Source organism: Streptomyces sp. NBC_00539 (assembly GCF_036346105.1).
Lineage (GTDB): Bacteria > Actinomycetota > Actinomycetes > Streptomycetales > Streptomycetaceae > Streptomyces.
The window spans coordinates 1,007,052-1,023,797 of sequence record NZ_CP107811.1 but is presented as its reverse complement, the minus strand read 5'-3'; the positions used below and the strand labels follow the sequence as shown (position 1 = coordinate 1,023,797).

6 protein-coding genes are annotated in these 16,746 nt (G+C 74.9%); all 6 read right to left on the bottom strand.

Features of this window, described 5'->3' with window-relative positions:
- Positions 1–11: 11 nt before the first annotated feature.
- Complete coding sequence (locus OG861_RS04600; RefSeq protein ID WP_330261293.1) at positions 12–1,322, bottom strand: methylaspartate mutase; 1,311 nt, start codon at positions 1,320–1,322, stop codon at positions 12–14.
- Positions 1,319–1,747, bottom strand: a complete 429-nt coding sequence (locus tag OG861_RS04595; RefSeq protein ID WP_329200246.1) for a cobalamin B12-binding domain-containing protein — start codon at positions 1,745–1,747, stop codon at positions 1,319–1,321. Before OG861_RS04595 ends, OG861_RS04600 begins: the two co-directional genes overlap by 4 nt.
- A gap of 144 nt (positions 1,748–1,891) precedes the next feature.
- Positions 1,892–2,098 carry an MbtH family protein gene (locus tag OG861_RS04590; protein ID WP_330261292.1) on the bottom strand — a complete coding sequence of 69 codons (207 nt, stop codon included), beginning with the start codon at positions 2,096–2,098 and terminating at the stop codon, positions 1,892–1,894.
- Positions 2,095–9,144 (bottom strand): amino acid adenylation domain-containing protein, encoded by a 7,050-nt coding sequence (locus OG861_RS04585; protein WP_330261291.1) that lies wholly within the window; start codon positions 9,142–9,144, stop codon positions 2,095–2,097. Before OG861_RS04585 ends, OG861_RS04590 begins: the two co-directional genes overlap by 4 nt.
- Before the next feature lie 160 nt (positions 9,145–9,304).
- Positions 9,305–11,221, bottom strand: a complete 1,917-nt coding sequence (locus OG861_RS04580; protein ID WP_329200252.1) for a CASTOR/POLLUX-related putative ion channel — start codon at positions 11,219–11,221, stop codon at positions 9,305–9,307.
- Positions 11,222–11,530: 309 nt separating this feature from the next.
- Positions 11,531–16,741, bottom strand: coding sequence for a condensation domain-containing protein (locus tag OG861_RS04575; RefSeq protein ID WP_443064476.1), 5,211 nt, complete (start codon positions 16,739–16,741; stop codon positions 11,531–11,533).
- Positions 16,742–16,746: the final 5 nt, after the last annotated feature.

The window sequence follows — 16,746 nt, the reverse complement described above, 5'->3', positions numbered from 1 at the left end:
CGCGGGCCGGTTCACGCGGCTGCCCCGCCCTCGTCGTAGCGCCGGGCCAGGCCGTGGAGGGCCGCGAGCAGCCCGTCCGAGGTCATCGGTGTGCGGCCGCCGGTCCCGCGGTACGGTGCGACCGGCATCGCGCCGACCTCCGACCACCGCAGCCGCCCGTCGGGGCCGACGAAGCTGCGCGAGCGGCCCGCGTTGTCCGGGTGCAGGCAGTACGGGACGTCCAGCACGCCGCGCGCGAAGGCGGTCCGCAGCGACCGCCCGAGGTCCTCGCCGCACTCCAGCACGGCCTCCACGAAGGCCCGTGCCTCGCGGTAGACCTCGCTGTCCGCCGGGTCCCCGGTCCGGGCCGGCCGCTCGGTCAGCGCGGCGGTCGCCGCCGCCGTCTCCAGCGCCCGTACGTTCTCCTGCACGGTCGGGATCCGGTGCGCCTCCGCGGCGGTCTTCACGATCAGGCGCTGGGCCCCCGCGCGCACGGCCAGCCGGGCGGAGGCCTCCAGCAGCCGGGTGGCACCGCGGGCGGTGTACGGGAACACCCCCATGTACGAGTACAGGACCACGTGCCGGTCCACCGCGGGCGGCAGGAACTCCTCGGCCAGCCGGCCGAGGGCGCGCACCGCCTCGGTGTCCTGGGCGGGGTCGGTCTGCTGCGCGTAGCTGAGGGAGACCGACCGGATGCCGTGCTGCGCGAAGAACATCCCCTCCAGCAGGCTGAGCGCCACCAGCAGCCCGGGCGGGCAGAGCTGCCCGAGCATGCAGCCGCCGAAACTCTCCAGGTGCGGCGTCCGCGGGGCCGGGGCCAGTGCGGCGAGCAGTTCGCAGCAGCGGGCCCAGTTGTCCACGGACTCGGCGAGCGGGGTCCGGCCGTAGGGCAGGCAGTAGGAGACCGGGCCGCCCTCGGTGGCGTCCAGCCCGGCGGCGACGAGCGCGCGGACGATGGCCTCGGGGCGGGAGGAGCCGTGCCGGACCTGGACGGGGAACGCGGCGTCCAGGACCCCGTCGAGCAGGGACCGGGTCTGCGCGGTGGGGTGGGTGGCGATCGGGTAGCCGTTGAGCGGTGTGCCCTCGGCCAGGGCGGCGCGGGCGGCGGCGTGTGCGCCGACCCGGGTGTAGCTGTCGATGGTGAGGGTGCCGACGGTGGTGGCGACGGCCGACTTGGTCCGCTCCAGCCCGTCCCGCATCCGGCGCGGATCACTGAAACCCATCCGGGGCTGGACGACGAGCTGCCCGGCGGCGGCGCAGGCGCCGACGAAGGCGCCGAAGCCCGCGGCGCCGGCGGGCGAGGGGGCGGCCACGTGCGGTGCGGCGAGCGTGGCGGCGGTCATGCGACGGCCCGTACGTGCGCTTGCGGTACGGCGCCCAGATAGCCGCGCAGCCGCCCCACGTCGCCGTCGTCGAAGACGGCGTCGAAGCCCGCGTCAAGGAGCCGGGCCCGCTGCCGAGGGTCGGCCACGCCGGCCACGCCGAGCTTTCCGCCGATGACGACGGGCACCGTCAGTCCGCGGGCCCGCAGGGCCCGGACGGCGCCGAGCCCGTCCCGGTAGCCGTGCCCGTTGACGCTGCTGACCACGACGAGGTCCGGGTCACGGTCCGCGCAGACGCCGGCCAGCAGGTCGTCCGGTACGCAGGGCCCCAGGTTGTGGACCCGGTGCCCGAGCTCCTCCAGGAAGAGCTGGAGGTAGACGAGATTCCAGGTATGGGAATCGGACGCCGTACCCGTCAGCAGGATGTTCACATTCCGTCGTCGCATACCGAGAAATATAGAAAGCGCCCGACCGGTGGAGGGGAAGTTCCTGCGGCAGTATGGAGGAATTCCGGGCGAATTCCGGACGCGGGCACGCGAGAAGCCGCGCCCCGCGGTGCGGGACACGGCTCCTCGATTACCCAAAGCTGTCTAGGCGTACTGCGCGAGAAGGCTCTTCGGGCGGATGTCCGTCCAGTTCTCCTCCACGTACGCGAGCGCGTCCGCCCGCGTCCCCTCGCCCCACGCCACGTCCCAGCCTGCGGGAACGTCGGCGAAGACCGGCCACAGGGCGTGCTGGCCCTCGGCGTTGACCACGACGTTGAAGGTGCCCTCGTTGTCGTCGAACGGGTTGGTCATGACAGACTCCTCAATTTCTCGGAAAGGATACGGCCGATCAAAGCGAGCGGTTCCGGTTCACCCATTCTGGTGTGCGGAACCCCGATGACGTGATTCTCCACGCAGCCCTCGATGTAGGGAATCCAGTGCTGCGCGAGGGTGTTTTCCGTTTCCCCGTCCTCGATGGCCGCCAGGAAGAGCAGGTCCGTGGCGACCGGGCGCGGGGCGTACAGGTTCATGATTTCGGCGTGGTTGATGGAGGCGCCGATCACGGAGCGGATCTCCGCGTCGGAGAAGGCGCCTAGCACCGGGTCCTTCAACCGGACCAGGCCGATCAGCGCGTCGACGTCGAACGGTGCGTCCGCCGGCTCGTGCGTGGCGTCGCCGACGAGCATGTCCCGCTTCTGCGCGGGCGTCATCCGGCGCCGCACCGGTTCGGTGGGCAGCAGGTGGACGTCCATCATGGCCAGCAGGTCGGTGCGTTCGCCCAGCTCCGCGAGGCGGACGGCGAGCGCGTGCGCGACGGTTCCGCCGAAGGACCAGCCGAGGAAGCGGTACGGGCCGTGCGGCTGGACCTCCCGGATCAGCGGCAGGTAGTCCTCGACCATCTCCTCCACCGACTCGGGGGAGTGGCCCAGCTCACTCAGCGCCCGCGCCTGGATCGCGTACAGCGGCTGGTCGGGGCCCAGGTGTTGGGTGAGCCCGGCGTAGGGCCAGCCGACGCCGGTACCGGGGTGGATGCAGAACAGGGGGGCCCGCGAGCCACGGGTGGTGAGGGGCAGCAGCACCCCCATCGGGTCGAAGCCGGTGGGCTCGTCGCCCAGCAGCCCGGCCACGGTCGGGGTGCGGAACAGGTCGCGGACCCCTCGCTCCAGTCCCAGCACGGTCCGCATCCGGCTGACCAGACGCACTCCGAGCAGCGAATGCCCGCCCAGGCCGAAGAAGTTGTCGTCGATGCCGACGTCCTCGACGCCCAGGACCTCGGCGAACAGTCCGCACAGGACCTCCTCGCGCGGGGTGCGCGGGGCCCGGCCGCCGGGCCGCGCGGCCGGGGCGGGCGCGGGCAGGGCCTTGCGGTCGGGTTTGCCGTTGACGGTCAGCGGGATGGCGTCGAGCAGGACGGCCGCCGACGGCACCATGTGCTCGGGGAGTTCCTCCGCCGCCCAGCGCAGCAGCCCGTCCTCGGTGAGGGTGTGACCGGCGCGCGGAACCGCGTAGGCCACGAGCCGTTTGCCGCCGGGCCCCTCCTCGAAGACGACCACGGCGACCTGCCCGATCCCCGGGTGCCGGGCCAGGGTCTCCTCGATCTCGCCGGGTTCGATCCGGAAGCCGCGCAGCTTGATCTGGCCGTCGGCCCGCCCGATGAAGCGCAGTTCACCGTCCGCCGTCCAGTGCACCAGGTCTCCGGTGCGGTACATCCGGCCGCCGTCGGCGCCGAAGGGGTCGGCGACGAACCGTTCCGCCGTCAGCCCCGGCCGGCCGATGTAGCCGCGGGCCACCTGGGTCCCGGCGATGTACATCTCGCCGGCGACCCCGGGCGGCACGGGCCGCAGCCGCTCGTCCAGGACGTGGACGCGGGTGTTGTCGAGCGCCGACCCGAGGTACACCCCGTGCAGGGTGCGCCGCGCGAGGGGGAAGCGCTGCTGGTGGGAGGCGAAGGTCGTCTCCGTCGGACCGTAGGAGTGCACGAGCACGGTCTCGGGGCAGTGGGTCAGCACCCGCTGGAGGGCGCTGGGAGAGGCCACGTCACCGCCCGTCCAGACCTCGCGCAGGAGCTTGAGGGTGTCCAGGCCCTCGTCGGCCATGATGTGGAACAGGCCCATCGTGAAGTAGGCGGCCGTGACGTCGTGGGTGCGGATGGCGTGGTCGAGTTCGGCGACGTCGGTACCGTCGCCGGGGGCGATGACGAGCTGCCCGCCGCCCAGCAGCGGCACCCACAGCTCGTAGGTGGAGGCGTCGAACCCGATCGCCGAATGGACCAGCATCCGCCGGTGGTTGGCGAGGTTCCAGCACCGGTCGGTGACGAGCTCGACCACGTTGCGGTGGGTGACACCGACGCCCTTTGGCCGGCCGGTGGAGCCGGAGGTGAACATCACGTACATCAGGGCGTCCTCACCGACCGCGATCCCCGGATCGGTGGTGTCCCCCTCGGGGACGAAGGTGTCGACGGCCAGGGCCCGCACGCCGGCGGCGCGTTCCTGCTCCACCGCCGACCCGCCCAGGTGCACCTCCTGCGTCAGCAGCACCGTCGCCGCCACGTCCTGGCTGATCATGCGGACGCGCGCGTCGGGCAGCCGTGGGTCCAGCGGTACGTAAGCGGCTCCGCACTTGAGCACCGCCAGCGCCGCCACCAGCAGGTGCGGCGTGCGGTCCATCAGGACGGTGACCGCCCCGTCCCGCGCCACGCCCTCCCCGATCAGCCGGTGGGCCAGCGCGTTGGCGCGGGAGTCCAGCTCGGCGAAGGTGAGGGTCTCCTCCCCGTACGAGAGCGCGATCCGGTCGGGGGTCCGCCGGGCCTGCGCCGCGAACCGCTCGTGCACCAGCCCGCACGGTGCCTGAGGGGTCGCCGTGTCGTTGTACTCGGTGACCAGCCGGAACTCCTCCTCGGCGCTCATGAGCGGTATCTCACCGATCCGCTGCCCGGGTTCCTCGGCCACCGCCCGCAGGATGCGGGCCAGATGGGTCGCCAGCAGCGCCGCGGTGTCCGCGTCGTAGAGGTCCGTCGCGTACTCCAGTACGCCGGCCAGACCACCCGGAGCCCCGCCGGCGTCCCGGACCTCCCACAGGGACACCGTCAGGTCGAATTTGGTGAACCCGGAGGCGGTGCCCAGCGCGGTCCCGGCCAGCGCGGCCCCGGGCGGGGTCTGCGGCTCGGCCGGATGGACCTGGACGATCGCCTGCACGAGCGGGTGGTGGGCGGTGGAGCGCACCGGGTTCAGCCGCTCCACCACGAGGTCGAAGGGCACGTCCTGGTGGGCGTAGGCCGCGAGGTCGGTGTCCTTGACCCGGCCCAGCAGCTCCGAGAAACGCGGGTCGCCGGAGGTGTCGCAGCGCAGGACCAGGGTGTTGACGAAGAAGCCGACGAGATCGCTGAGCGCCTCGTCGTCCCGGCCGGCGGTCACCGTGCCCAGCGGCAGGTCGGTGCCCGCCCCGTGCCGGGTCAGCAGGGCCGCGAAGGCCGCCTGGACCACCGTGAACAGCGTCGTGCCGTGCTCCAGGGCGAGCTGCTCCAGCCGTGCGTGCGTCGCGGCGTCCAGATCGAGGGGGGTCGCCGCGCCGCGGTGCGAGGCGTCGGCCGGCCGGGTACGGGAGGAGGTCAGCTCCAGTACCGGCGGCGCGTCGCCGAGGGTCTGCTGCCAGTAGGCCAGGTGCCCGGCAGCGGCCTCCCCGTCGAGCGCGGCCCGCTCCCACAGGGTGTAGTCGGCGTACTGCACGGGCAGCGGCTGCCAGGCGGGGGCCGCCCCGGCCAGCCGGGCCTCGTAGGCGGCCGCCAGGTCGGCCAGCAGGGGACCGGTGGACCAGCCGTCGGCCGCGATGTGGTGGACGAGCAGCACCAGCACCTGAGTGGACTCCGCGCTGATCAGCGTGGCCCGGAGGGGGAGTTCGGCGGCGAGGTCGAAGACGTGGCCGGCGGCGGCGTCCACGGCGGCGTCGAGCCCGTCCGGCCCGGTGGCGACCAGGTCCAGTACGGGCCGGCCCGGTTCCACGATCCGCTGGTACGGCTGACCGTCCACGGCCGGATAGACGGTGCGCAGCACCTCGTGCCGTCCGGCGACATCGGCGAGGGCCTCGGCCAGCACCGCCGGATCCGGCGCTCCCTCCAGCCGCAGCGCGAACGGGATGGTGTAGGAGCGGCTCGGCCCCTCCAGCTGGTCCACGAACCACAGCCGGCGCTGCGCGTACGACAGCGGGAGCAGCTCGGGCCGTTCCTGCGGCGGTACGGGGACCAGCGCGGGCCGCCCGGCGGGCGCGGCCTCCCGCAACAGGCGCACCGCCAGCTCGGCGGGGGTCGGGGCGAGGAAGAGGTCACGGATGCGGGCCTCGACGCCGAGCGTGGCCCGGATCCGGTTGACCAGGCGCACGCCCATCATGGAGTGCCCGCCCACGGAGAAGAAGTTCTCGTCGGGAGCGACCCGGCCCAGGCCGATCACCTCCGCGAACAGCGTGCAGAGCACCTCCGTCACGGCGGGGTCCCCGGCCGTGGCCGCGGGCGCCGGCTCCAGGGCGCGGGCCCGTGCGAGCCGCTCCCGGCGCTCCGCCAGGGCCGCGGCCTCCTCCTCGGTGAGCAGCGGGGGCGCGGCGTCACCGGTCGGGCCGTGGGGGTCGTCCGCCGCCCGGGACAGGGCCCGCAGGAACACGTCCAGCAGCAGCTGCGCCGTCGGGGCGTCGAAGAGGTCCGCGGCGTACTGCCACCACACCTCCAGGCCGCCGTCCGGGAGCTCCACGCACGAGGCGCTGAGGTCGAACTTGGCCGCCTCCAGACCCGGTTCGACGAAGCGGCCGGTCAGGCCCCCGCCGAGGTCCAGGGCCGTGTCACCCTCCTCCTGTACGGTCAGCATCACCTGGAAGAACGGGTTCACGGCCAGGCCGCGCTCCGGGTTGAGGTGCTCCACCAGCAGGTCGAAGGGGAGTTCCTGGTGGGCGTAGGCCGCGAGGTCCGCCTCGCGCGCCCGGTCCACGAGCTCCGCGTAGCAGGCGCCGCCGGCGACGTCGGTGCGCAGGACGAGGGTGTTGACGAAGAAGCCGACCAGATCGGAGAGGGCCTCGTCGCCCCGGCCGGCCACCGGGGTGCCGACGGCGATGTCCGTACCGGCCCCTGCGGCGGCCAGGGTCAGGGCGAGCGCCGGCTGGAGGGCCATCAGCATGCTGGCCCCGCGGTCCTCGGCGAGCGCCGCCAGCCGCCGGTGCGCGCCGGCGTCCAGCCGGGCGGTCAGGGTGGCGCCCTCTCCGGTCGGCTCGGCGGGCCGGGGCCGGTCGGCGGGCAGGTCCAGGACGGCCGGCATCCCGTCGAGGGCGTCCCGCCAGTGGGCCAGCAACGGCGCCGGGTCCGCCAGGAGTTCCTGCTGCCACAAGGTGTAGTCGGCGTACTGCACCGGCAGCGGCTCCCACCGGGGTGTGCCGCCGCCCAGCCGGGCCTGGTAGGCCTGCCCGAGGTCGCGCAGCAGCGGCGGGACCGACCATCCGTCGGTGGCGATGTGGTGGGTCAGCAGTGCCAGGGTCGCCGAGCCGTCCCCGGGCAGGAAGAGCCGGGCCCGCAGCGGGAGGTGGGCGCCGAGGTCGAAGGTGCCGGCGGTGAAGCGGGCGACCAGGGGGGCCAGTTCCTCCGGCGTGCAGTCCCGAACCGTCAGCGGCACCTCGGGCGCCGCCAGGACGTGCTGGTAGGGCTCGCCGTCCACGGCCGGGTACACGGTGCGCAGCACCTCGTGCCGCTCCACGACATCGGCGAGGGCCGCGGCCAGTGCCCGTCGGTCGGGGACGGCGTCCAGCCGCAGGACGAGCGGCAGGTTGTAGGTGGCCGACGGCCCCTCCAGACCGGCCAGGAACCACAGGCGGCGCTGGGCGAAGGAGAGCGGCACCCGGTCTTCGGCGGGCAGGACCACGCCGTCGAAGACGCGGTCGGCGGCGCCGTCGTCCACCGGTGCCCTGAGCAGCTTGCGGTCTATTTTCCCGGAGGAGGTCCGGGGCAGCGCGTCGACCAGGTGCACGGCGCTCGGCACGGCCGCCGCCGGGAGCGCGGCCCGTACGCGGGAGCGCAGCGCGGCGGCGCCCACCCCGGCGTCGGCGACCACGAACGCCACGAGCCGCTTCACGCCGTCGGGCGTTTCCCGGGGGACGACGGCCGCCTCGCGCACGCCGGGGTGGCCGGTGAGGACCGACTCCACGGACGCCGGGTCCACCCGGTGCCCGTTGATCTTCACCTCGTCGTCGGCGCGGCCCTGGAACCCGAGCTGCCCGTCCTCCTCGCGCACGTGGACCAGGTCACCGGTCCGGTAGGCCCGCTGCCCCTCCAGCGCGGCGAAGCGGGTGGCGGTCAACTCGGGCCTGCCCAGGTAGCCGCTCGCCAACCCGCCGCCCAGCAGCCACAGTTCGCCGTCGACCACCGCCGTCCGGACCCCGGGAAGGGGCAGGCCGATCGGTACCGGTCCACCCGGGTGCCGGGACAGGTCGGCCACGGTGGCCACCACGGTCGCCTCGGTGGGGCCGTAGGTGTTCAGCAGCCGCACCCGGTCCGGGTCCACCGCCCGGCACCACTGGGCGACCCGCTCGGGCAGCGCGGCCTCCCCGCCGATGACCACCGTCCGCAGCGTCGGCGGGAGTTCGGCGACGCCCGTGGCGAGGGCGTGGGCCAGCTCGTGCCAGTAGGCGGTGGGAAGGTCGAGGACGGTGATGCCGTGCGCCACGCAGCCGGCCAGCAGTCCGGGGACGTCGAGCATGTCCTCGTCGCGCAGGACGAGCGTGCCGCCGGCGCCGAGGGTCAAGAAGACCTCCTCGACGCTCGCGTCGAAGTGCAGCGGCGCGAACTGCAGGACCCGGTCCCCGGCGGTGATGCCGTACTGGGCGGTGGCCCCGGCGACGAAGTGGGCCAGCGCCTCCCGGCCGACCACGACGCCGTTGGGAGTGCCCGTGGAGCCCGAGGTGTAGATCACGTAGGCGGCGTCCCGGCAGACCCCCGGCCCGGGCAGCACCGACTCGCCCTCGGTCAGCGGTACGTCGGCTCCGGCGCAGTCGGCGAGGATCGAGGCGTTGCGCGCGGCCGGCGCTCCCGGGTCCAGGGGCAGGTACGCGGCCCCGGTCCGCAGGGCTGCCAGCAGCCCCACCACGGCGTCGGCGCCCCGGGGCCGGTGCACGGCCACCAGCCGCCCCGGGCCCGCGCCCGCCCCCGCCAGTTCGTCTGCGCGGAAGGCCACCGCGAGGGCGAGCTGCCCGTAGGTCAGCCGGCGCTCGCCGTCCACCAGCGCGACGCGCTCGGCGTCCTGGGCGGCGATCCGGTCGAGCACACCGGGTGCGGGGGTGATCGCCGGCCCGCCGTCCAGGACGGCGGAGGCGGTGGGGGCGGTCGAGGGCATCGCGGGGCCTCCAGGCGAGGGGAAGGGTGCGGAGAGGACTCCGTGGCCTCCACGCTAAGTACCTCGCGGGCCCCCGGCGGGCAGTCCCCGCGGCAGCTCCCGCACCCGTTCCTGCCGCCCGCAACTGCCGCCGCCCGGGCGCCCGCCCGCCCGCCGGCCGTCAGGGGTTCGCGGGTCCGGCCGGGGCGGAGGACCGCTCACCGGGCCGTGCCGGACCCGGCACGGCGGCGCGGTGTACGGATTCAGGTGCCAGCACGATGACCGAGTCCTCGGCCCCGAAGCGCACGGCGTCCCGCTTGTCGGGGTTGAGCCGTACACCGTAGGAAGGGCCGACCGCGCCGTCCCCGTGGAGCCGGTACCCGATGACGCAAAGGCCCCGCCGCCGCCCGGACTCCACCACCGTGGCGAAGGGGACGGGGCGCCCCAGTCGCACGAAGTGCGCGGCGGGGGCCAGGTGCAGGCCGGGGCCGTCGGCCGCGAACAGGAGCGCGAAGACCTCGGCGAGGTGGCGGTTCTCGGCGATCTGCGTCATCAGCAGACTGACGAGCCGGCCGCCGACGATGAAGTCGGCCCCCGCCCGGGCCGGGGCGAGCAGCCGGTTGCGGTCGTCCGTCATCTCCGTGACCACGGCCAGCTCGCGGCCCGAGGCCTCCTCCAGAGCCCGCAGGTGCAGCAGCGTCACCAGCGTCCGGTCGTCCCCCGCGAGCGCACCGCCCGTCCGGTCCGTGGCGTCGTACCCGAGGACGATCACCCGGTCGAACGACAGGACGTCCAGGTGCTCCAGCACCCGCGGGTCGGTGGTGTCCCCGTCGTGCACCCGGACCCGCATCCGGCGCGCCGAACGGCCCCTGCGGCCGGCCTCCCGCAGCGCTTCGCCGCCCTGTGCGACGACCGTCAGCGCCGTGCCCGGCGGCACGCCCAGGTCCAGCTGGTCCAGGATCAGCGGGGCCCGCCGGTTCCAGCCCAGCAGCAGGATGCGTTCGGGTGGGGTGGTCACCGCAGCGGGCAGCACGATCGCGTCCTCGTCGACGGCGAGCGGCCGCTCCACCGGTACCGCGGTGTCGTCGTCCCTCGTGATGACGATGATGCGGTCCTCGCGGGCCAGTACGGAGCCGGGGGCGGGATTGAGTTCGACGTCGCCGCCGGCCCGCAGGATGCCGACGACGCTCGACGTGGCGTACGCGAGGAGCAGCTCGCCGAAGGTGAGGCCGGCGAGGGCCGGTTCGCCGACCGTGTAGAACTCGTCCCCGGCGAAGTCCAGCAGTTCCTGGTGGACGAGGGAGAGCCCGGGCTGCCGGGACGTCTGCGCGATCAGGCGGGCGGTGACCTCCTCGATGTTCAGCACCCGCCCGTGGCGTCCGGCGGCCAGCTGCGCGGCGCGGTGGTGGCGGCCGTCGCGGACCGCGGCCACGACCGTGGGGCGGCCCCGCCCGCGCACGGCCGCCTCCAAGGAGAGCAGCGTCTTGACCACGTGCGCGTCGCCGTCCTGCCCGTCGTGGGTGAGGACCAGGACGGAGCGTGCGGTGTGCGGGCTGACGAGGGCGATCACCGCGGGGTCGGTGGTCACCCCGGTCCGGCAGATCAGGCGGGTGCGGCCGAGCCGGCCGGTCGCGGTGGCGATCTCGTCTTCCATCTCCGTCTTGTCCTTCGGACCGAGGACGGCCACGACGGCCCGGCGCTGATTGGAGTTGGCGGCCACCAGTTCGGAGACGATGGGGAAGACCTGCTCCGACCAGCCGAGCAGTACCGAATGCCCCTGTTCCAGCACGGTCGAACGGCCGCGCCGCAGGGCCAGGACCTTGTCGTTGAGGCCGGTGGTGATCAGGCTGACCAGGGTGGAGACGAACAGCAGGGCGACGAGGGCCAGTACGACCGAGAACACCACGTACAGCGGGCTGCCGACGGCGCCCCCGATCTTCAAGGTCTGACCGACGCTGACCCAGACCGCGACGAGCCGCCCGGGCCAGCTGCGGGGGGCCCCGGGGTCGGCCCAGACCAGAGCGGCACTGGCGGGGACGACGATGGCCAGGCAGACCAGCGTGAGCCAGCCGATCAGGACCGACGTCCCGCGGGCCATGACGGTGTCGAACCGGTACCGGGTACGGGGCCACCTGGAGCCGCCGCGCTGTCGTGCCGTCCTGCGATCCGTCAACCGGGGTCCCTCGGGCAGCTCGCGATGCCCGCCCGGGTGGGCGCCGGGGGCCGGTCATCGGTGGTGTGTACATGCGCCACGCTAGTGGGCCCCGGGGTACGGCGAAGGTGTTGGATGTGCCGGTTCCCTCCATCGCGTGAACATTCGGCACTGTTTGCGGGTGTTCCGGCCGGTGTGAACGTTCGTGACGGCCGCCGGGCCCGGCACCACGGGCGCCGGGCCCGGCGGACCGTCTCAGCGGACGCGTGCCCCCGACTGGGTGCGGCGGCGCAGGGCCGGGGCGGGGGCGGCGGCCGGGGCGGCTGCCGCCAGCAGGGCCGCCAGTTTCGCCGGGGTCGGGTGGCGGAAGACCTCCCGGATGGTGAGCTCCCGGCCCAGCTCCGCCCGTACCCGGTTGACCAGCCGGACCGCGAGCAGCGAATGCCCGCCCGACTTGAAGAAGTTGGCGTCCGGGGTGACGCGGCCGTTCTCCAGGACCTCCGCGAACAGCCTCAGCAGGGCGGTCGTGAGGCCCTCGTCCGCCGGGGTCTGCGGCTGCGGCGCGGCCGCGGGGAGGTGGACCGCCGAAGGCACCGCGTACTCCGGCAGCCGCTCCGCCGCCCAGGCCTGGAGTTCCGCCTCGGTGACCGTCCCCTCGGCGTGTGCGACCAGCCGGCCGTCCACCGCCTCGGCCCGCGCCCGGGACACGGCCGGGTGCTCCGCGAGCACCGAGGCGATGTACCCCAGGTCGATGCGGTAGCCGCCGATCAGGGGCCGCTCGGCCGGCCGCCTGTCGGCAGGCGCGGGGAGGTCCCCGACGCGCAGCGACGGGTCCGCCGCGAACAGGTCCAGCGCCGCCACCAAGAGGTCGGTCAGGCGCCGGGCGCCCGAGGGTCCGTACAGGTCGGTCGCGTACTCCAGCACCCCGGACATCCCGCCGTCCGCGTTCTCCGTCAGGGCGAAGGTGAGGTCCGACTTGGCCGATCCGGCCCGGTAGCCGAGTTCCTCGCCCGCCAGCGGACCGGCTGCACAGGACGGGACCGCGCCCGCCGGGCCGACCTGGAGCATGACCTGCACCAGCGCCTCGTGGGCGGCCGACCGGTGCGGGTTGAGGTGCTCCACCAGCCGGTCGAAGGGCAGGTCCTGGTGTTCGTAGGCGGCCAGGTCCGCGTCCCGCACCCGGCCCAGCAGCTCGCCGAAGGCCGGGTCCCCGGAGGTGTCGGTGCGCAGCACCAGCGTGTTCACGAAGAAGCCGACCAGCCCCGACAGCGCCTCGTCGGACCGCCCCGCGACCGCCGTGCCCACCGCGAGGTCGGTCCCCGCGCCGAGCCGGGTCAGCGCGGCGGCGAGCGCCGCCTGCACCACCATGAACAGGGTGGCGCCGTGCGCGTGCGCGACCCGCACCAGCCGCCGGTGCGTGTCCGGGGTCACCGCGAAACCGGTGACGGCACCCCGGCCCGAAGGCTCGGCCGGCCGCTCCCGCTCCGTGGGCAGGTCGATCAGCGGCGCCAGCCCCGCCAGCGCCCGCTCCCAGTAGTCGAACTCACCCGCCGTGGGCAGCTCGCGCTGCCACAGCGCGTAGTCGGCGTACTGGACCGGCAACGGTTCCCAGCGGGGCGCGCCCCCGGCCAGCCGCGCCTCGTAGGCCGCGGCCAGGTCCGCGAGCAACGGCCCCGTCGACCAGCCGTCCGCCGCGATGTGGTGCAGCAGCAGGACCAGCGTCTGCGGGCCGTCCCCCTCGGGCAGGAAGAGCCAGGCCCGGAAGGGGAGTTCGCGGGTCAGGTCGAAGACGTACGCGGCCGCCTCGTCCACCGCTGCCGGCACGTCCGCGGGGCGGCCCAGCTCCAACTGCGGGCGGGCGCCCACCAGCACCTTCTGGTACGGCTCCCCGCCCCCGGTCCCGTACACGGTGCGCAGCACCTCGTGCCGGGCGGCCACGTCGGCCAGCGCCCCGGCCAGCGCCGCCGGGTCGAGCGGCCGGTCCAGCCGCCGGACCAGCGCGATGTTGTAGGTGGGCGAGGGCCCTTCCAGCTGGTCGGTGAACCACAGCCGGCGCTGCGCGTACGACAGCGGGATCCGCTCGGGGCGCCGCTCCGGCGGTACGGGAGCGGGCGCGGGCCGCGAGGTCCCCGACGCGGACCCCAGGCGGCGGTGCAGGGCGGCCGGCGTCGGGGCCAGGAACAGGTCCCTGATCCCCGCCTCGACGCCCAGTACGGACCGGATGCGGTTCACGAGCTTGCTGGCGAGCAGGGAGTGCCCGCCGGCCTTGAAGAAGTTCTCCTCCGGGCCGACCCGGTCCCGGCCGAGCACCTCCGCGAAGAGGCCGCACAAGATCTCCGCGCGCGGGGAGGGGGCCGCCGTACCGTGCGCCGCCGCGGGGGCCGGGGCTGCCGGGGCGGCCGCGAGCCGGGCCCGTCGCTCGGCGATCGACTGCCGCTCCGCCTGCGTGAGCAGCTCCAGTTCGCCCAGCCGGGCGTCAGCCGAGACGGCGAAGGCGCCGAGCGCCCTCACGAACACCTCCAGCAGCAACCGCGCGGTGGGCTCGTCGAACAGGTCCTGCGCGTACTGGACGTACACGTCGAGCCCGTCCGGGCCGCCGTCCGCCGACCGGCGTCCGGCGCAGTGGAAGGAGAGGTCGAACTTCGCGGCGCCGAGGTCGGTGCTGGTGGCGCGCCCGGTGAGCGGGCCCAGCCGCACCGCGTCCTGCGCCGACTCCTGCACGGTCAGCATCACCTGGAAGAAGGGGTGCTCGCCCAGGGTGCGGCCGCCTTCCTCCGACAGGTGCTCCACCAGCAGGCCGAACGGCAGGTCCTGGTGGTCGAAGGCCGCGAGGTCCGCGTCCCGGACCCGCTCGACCAGTTCACCGACCGCCGGGTTACCCGACAGATCGGCGCGCAGGACCAGGGAGTTGACGAAGCAGCCGACCAGCTCGTGCAGGTCCTGGTCCGCGCGGCCGGCCACGGGTGTGCCGATCGCCACGTCCGGGCCCGCGCCGGTGGCGGACAGGGCCGCGGCCAGGGCGGAGCGGGCCACCATGAACAGGCTGGCCCGCCGGGTGCGGGCCAGCGCCGCCAGCCCGCGGTGGGCCTGCGCGTCGAGCCGGGCCGTCAGGGTGGCGCCACGGCCCGAGGGTTCGGCGGGGCGCGGCCGGTCGGCCGGCAGCGGGGTGCGGGCGGCCATCCCGTCCAGGGCCGTCTTCCAGTGGTCCAGCAGCGCGGCCGGGTCGGCCAGCAGCTCCGCCTGCCAGAGCGCGTAGTCGGCGTACTGCACCGGCAGCGGGCGCCACCCGGGTGACCGGCCCGCGCACCGGGCCCCGTAGGCTTCGCCCAGATCCCGCAGCAGGGGGGCCAGGGACCAGCCGTCGGTGGCGATGTGGTGGACGAGCAGGACCAGCACGCTGGTGCCGTCGCCCGGCAGGAAGAGCCGTACGCGCAGCGGTGGCCGGACCGCCAGGTCGAAGGTTTCCCGGCCGAACCGGGCCACCCGCTCCTCCAGGTCGTCCGGGGTGCACCCCACGCTCTCCAGCAGCTCCGCCGGGGTGTCCAGGACCCGCTGGTACGGTTCCCCGCCTTCGGCCCCGTAGACGGTGCGCAGCACCTCGTGCCGCTCCACGACGTCGGCCAGCGCGGCCGAGAGTGCCTGCCGCCCGGGCACGCCGTCCAGGCGCAGCACCAGCGGGGCGTTGTACGTGGCCGAGGGGCCCTCGATCCGGCCGACCAGCCACAGCGCGCGCTGCGCGGCGGACAGCGGGATCCGCTCCGGCCGGTGCGCGGCGGGGGTCAGTGCGGGCCGGGCCGCGGCCACCGCACCCCGCTCGGCCAGGCGCCCGTGCAGGGCGGACGGGGTGGGGGCGAGGAACAGGTCGCGGATGCCGAGTTCCAGGCCGAGCGCGCCCCGGATCCGGTTGACCAGTTTGCCCGCGAGCAGCGAATGCCCGCCGTTGCGGAAGAAGTTGGCGTCGGCGGCCAGCTCCTCCCGGCCCAGTACCTCCGCGAACAGCCCGCACAGGATCTCCTCGCGGGGGGACAGGACGTCCCGCCGCGCCGGCCCGGGAGCGCCGCTCTGCGGGCGGGACACGACGGCCGTCCGCGCGGGCCGCCGGGCCAGGGCCGCGGACTCCTCGGCCCCCAGCAGGGCCGCCCCGCCCGGACGGTGCAGCGGGTCGGCGGCGAAGACCTCCAGGGTCCGTACGTAGACCTCCAGCAGCAGCCGGGCCGTGGCCCCGTCGAAGAGGTCGCAGGCGTACTGCAGCGAGACGTCGAGACCGTCCGGCCGCCCGTCCGCCGTGTGCCGCTCGGCGCAGTACCAGGTGAGGTCGAACTTCGCGGAGTCCAGGCCGACGTCCGTGAGCCGGGCGCCGACACCGCCGCCCAGCGCCACCTCCGCGGACGCCTCGCCGCCCGCCTCCACGGTCAGCATCACCTGGAAGAACGGGTGGTGCCCCAGCGCCCGTTCGGGGGCCAGGTGCTCCACCAGCAGGTCGAAGGGCAGCTCCTGGTGCTCGAACGCCGCCAGGTCCGCGTCCCGGACCCGCCCGACCAGCTCCCCGACGCTCGGATCCCCCGACAGATCGGTGCGCAGGGCGAGGGAGTTGACGAAGAAGCCGACCAGGTCGTACAGGTCCTCGTCCGGGCGCCCCGCCACGGGCGCGCCGATCACCACGTCCTCACCCGCTCCGCAGGCGGACAGCGCGGCCGCCAGTGCCGCCCGGGCCACCATGGTCAGGCTCGCCCGCTGCCCGCGCGCCAGGGCGAGCAGCCCGCCGTGCGCCGCCGCGTCGAGCCGCCCGCGCACCAGGGCGCCCCGGCCGGACGGCTCGACGGGCCGCGGCCGGTCGGCGGGCAGGTCGATCACCGCCGGAGCGCCGTCGAGGGCGGCCCGCCAGTGGTCCAGCTGCTCCCGGGCCAGGCTGTCCGGGTCGGCGGGGTCCCCGAGCAGCTCGTGCTGCCAGAGGCTGTAGTCCGTGTACTGCACGGGCAGCGGCTCCCAGCCCGGTGCCCGCCCGGCGAGCCGGGCCTCGTACGCCCGGGCCAGGTCGCGCAGCAGCGGACGCACGGACAGCCCGTCGGTTGCCACGTGGTGGATCAGCAGGGCCAGGACCGGGTTCCCGTCACCGGAGGTGCACAGCCGCGCCCGGAGCGGCGGTTCGGCGGTGATGTCGATCGTCTCGCGGACGAACGCGGCCACGGCCGTATCCCGTTCGGCCGCCGCGCACCGTACCGCCGCGAGCCCCGGTACGGTGGCCGCGTCCAGCACCCGCTGGCAGGGCTCCGCGTCCGCGCCCGCGGGCAGGACGGTGCGCAGCACCTCGTGACGCTCCACCACGTCGGCGAGGGCCGCCCCGAGGGCGACGGCGTCGGGTTCCGCGTCGAGGCGCAGGACGACGGGGGCGTTGTAGGCGGCGGACGGGCCGTGCAGCCGGCCCAGGAACCACAGCCGCCGCTGGGCGAACGACAACGGGATCACGGTCA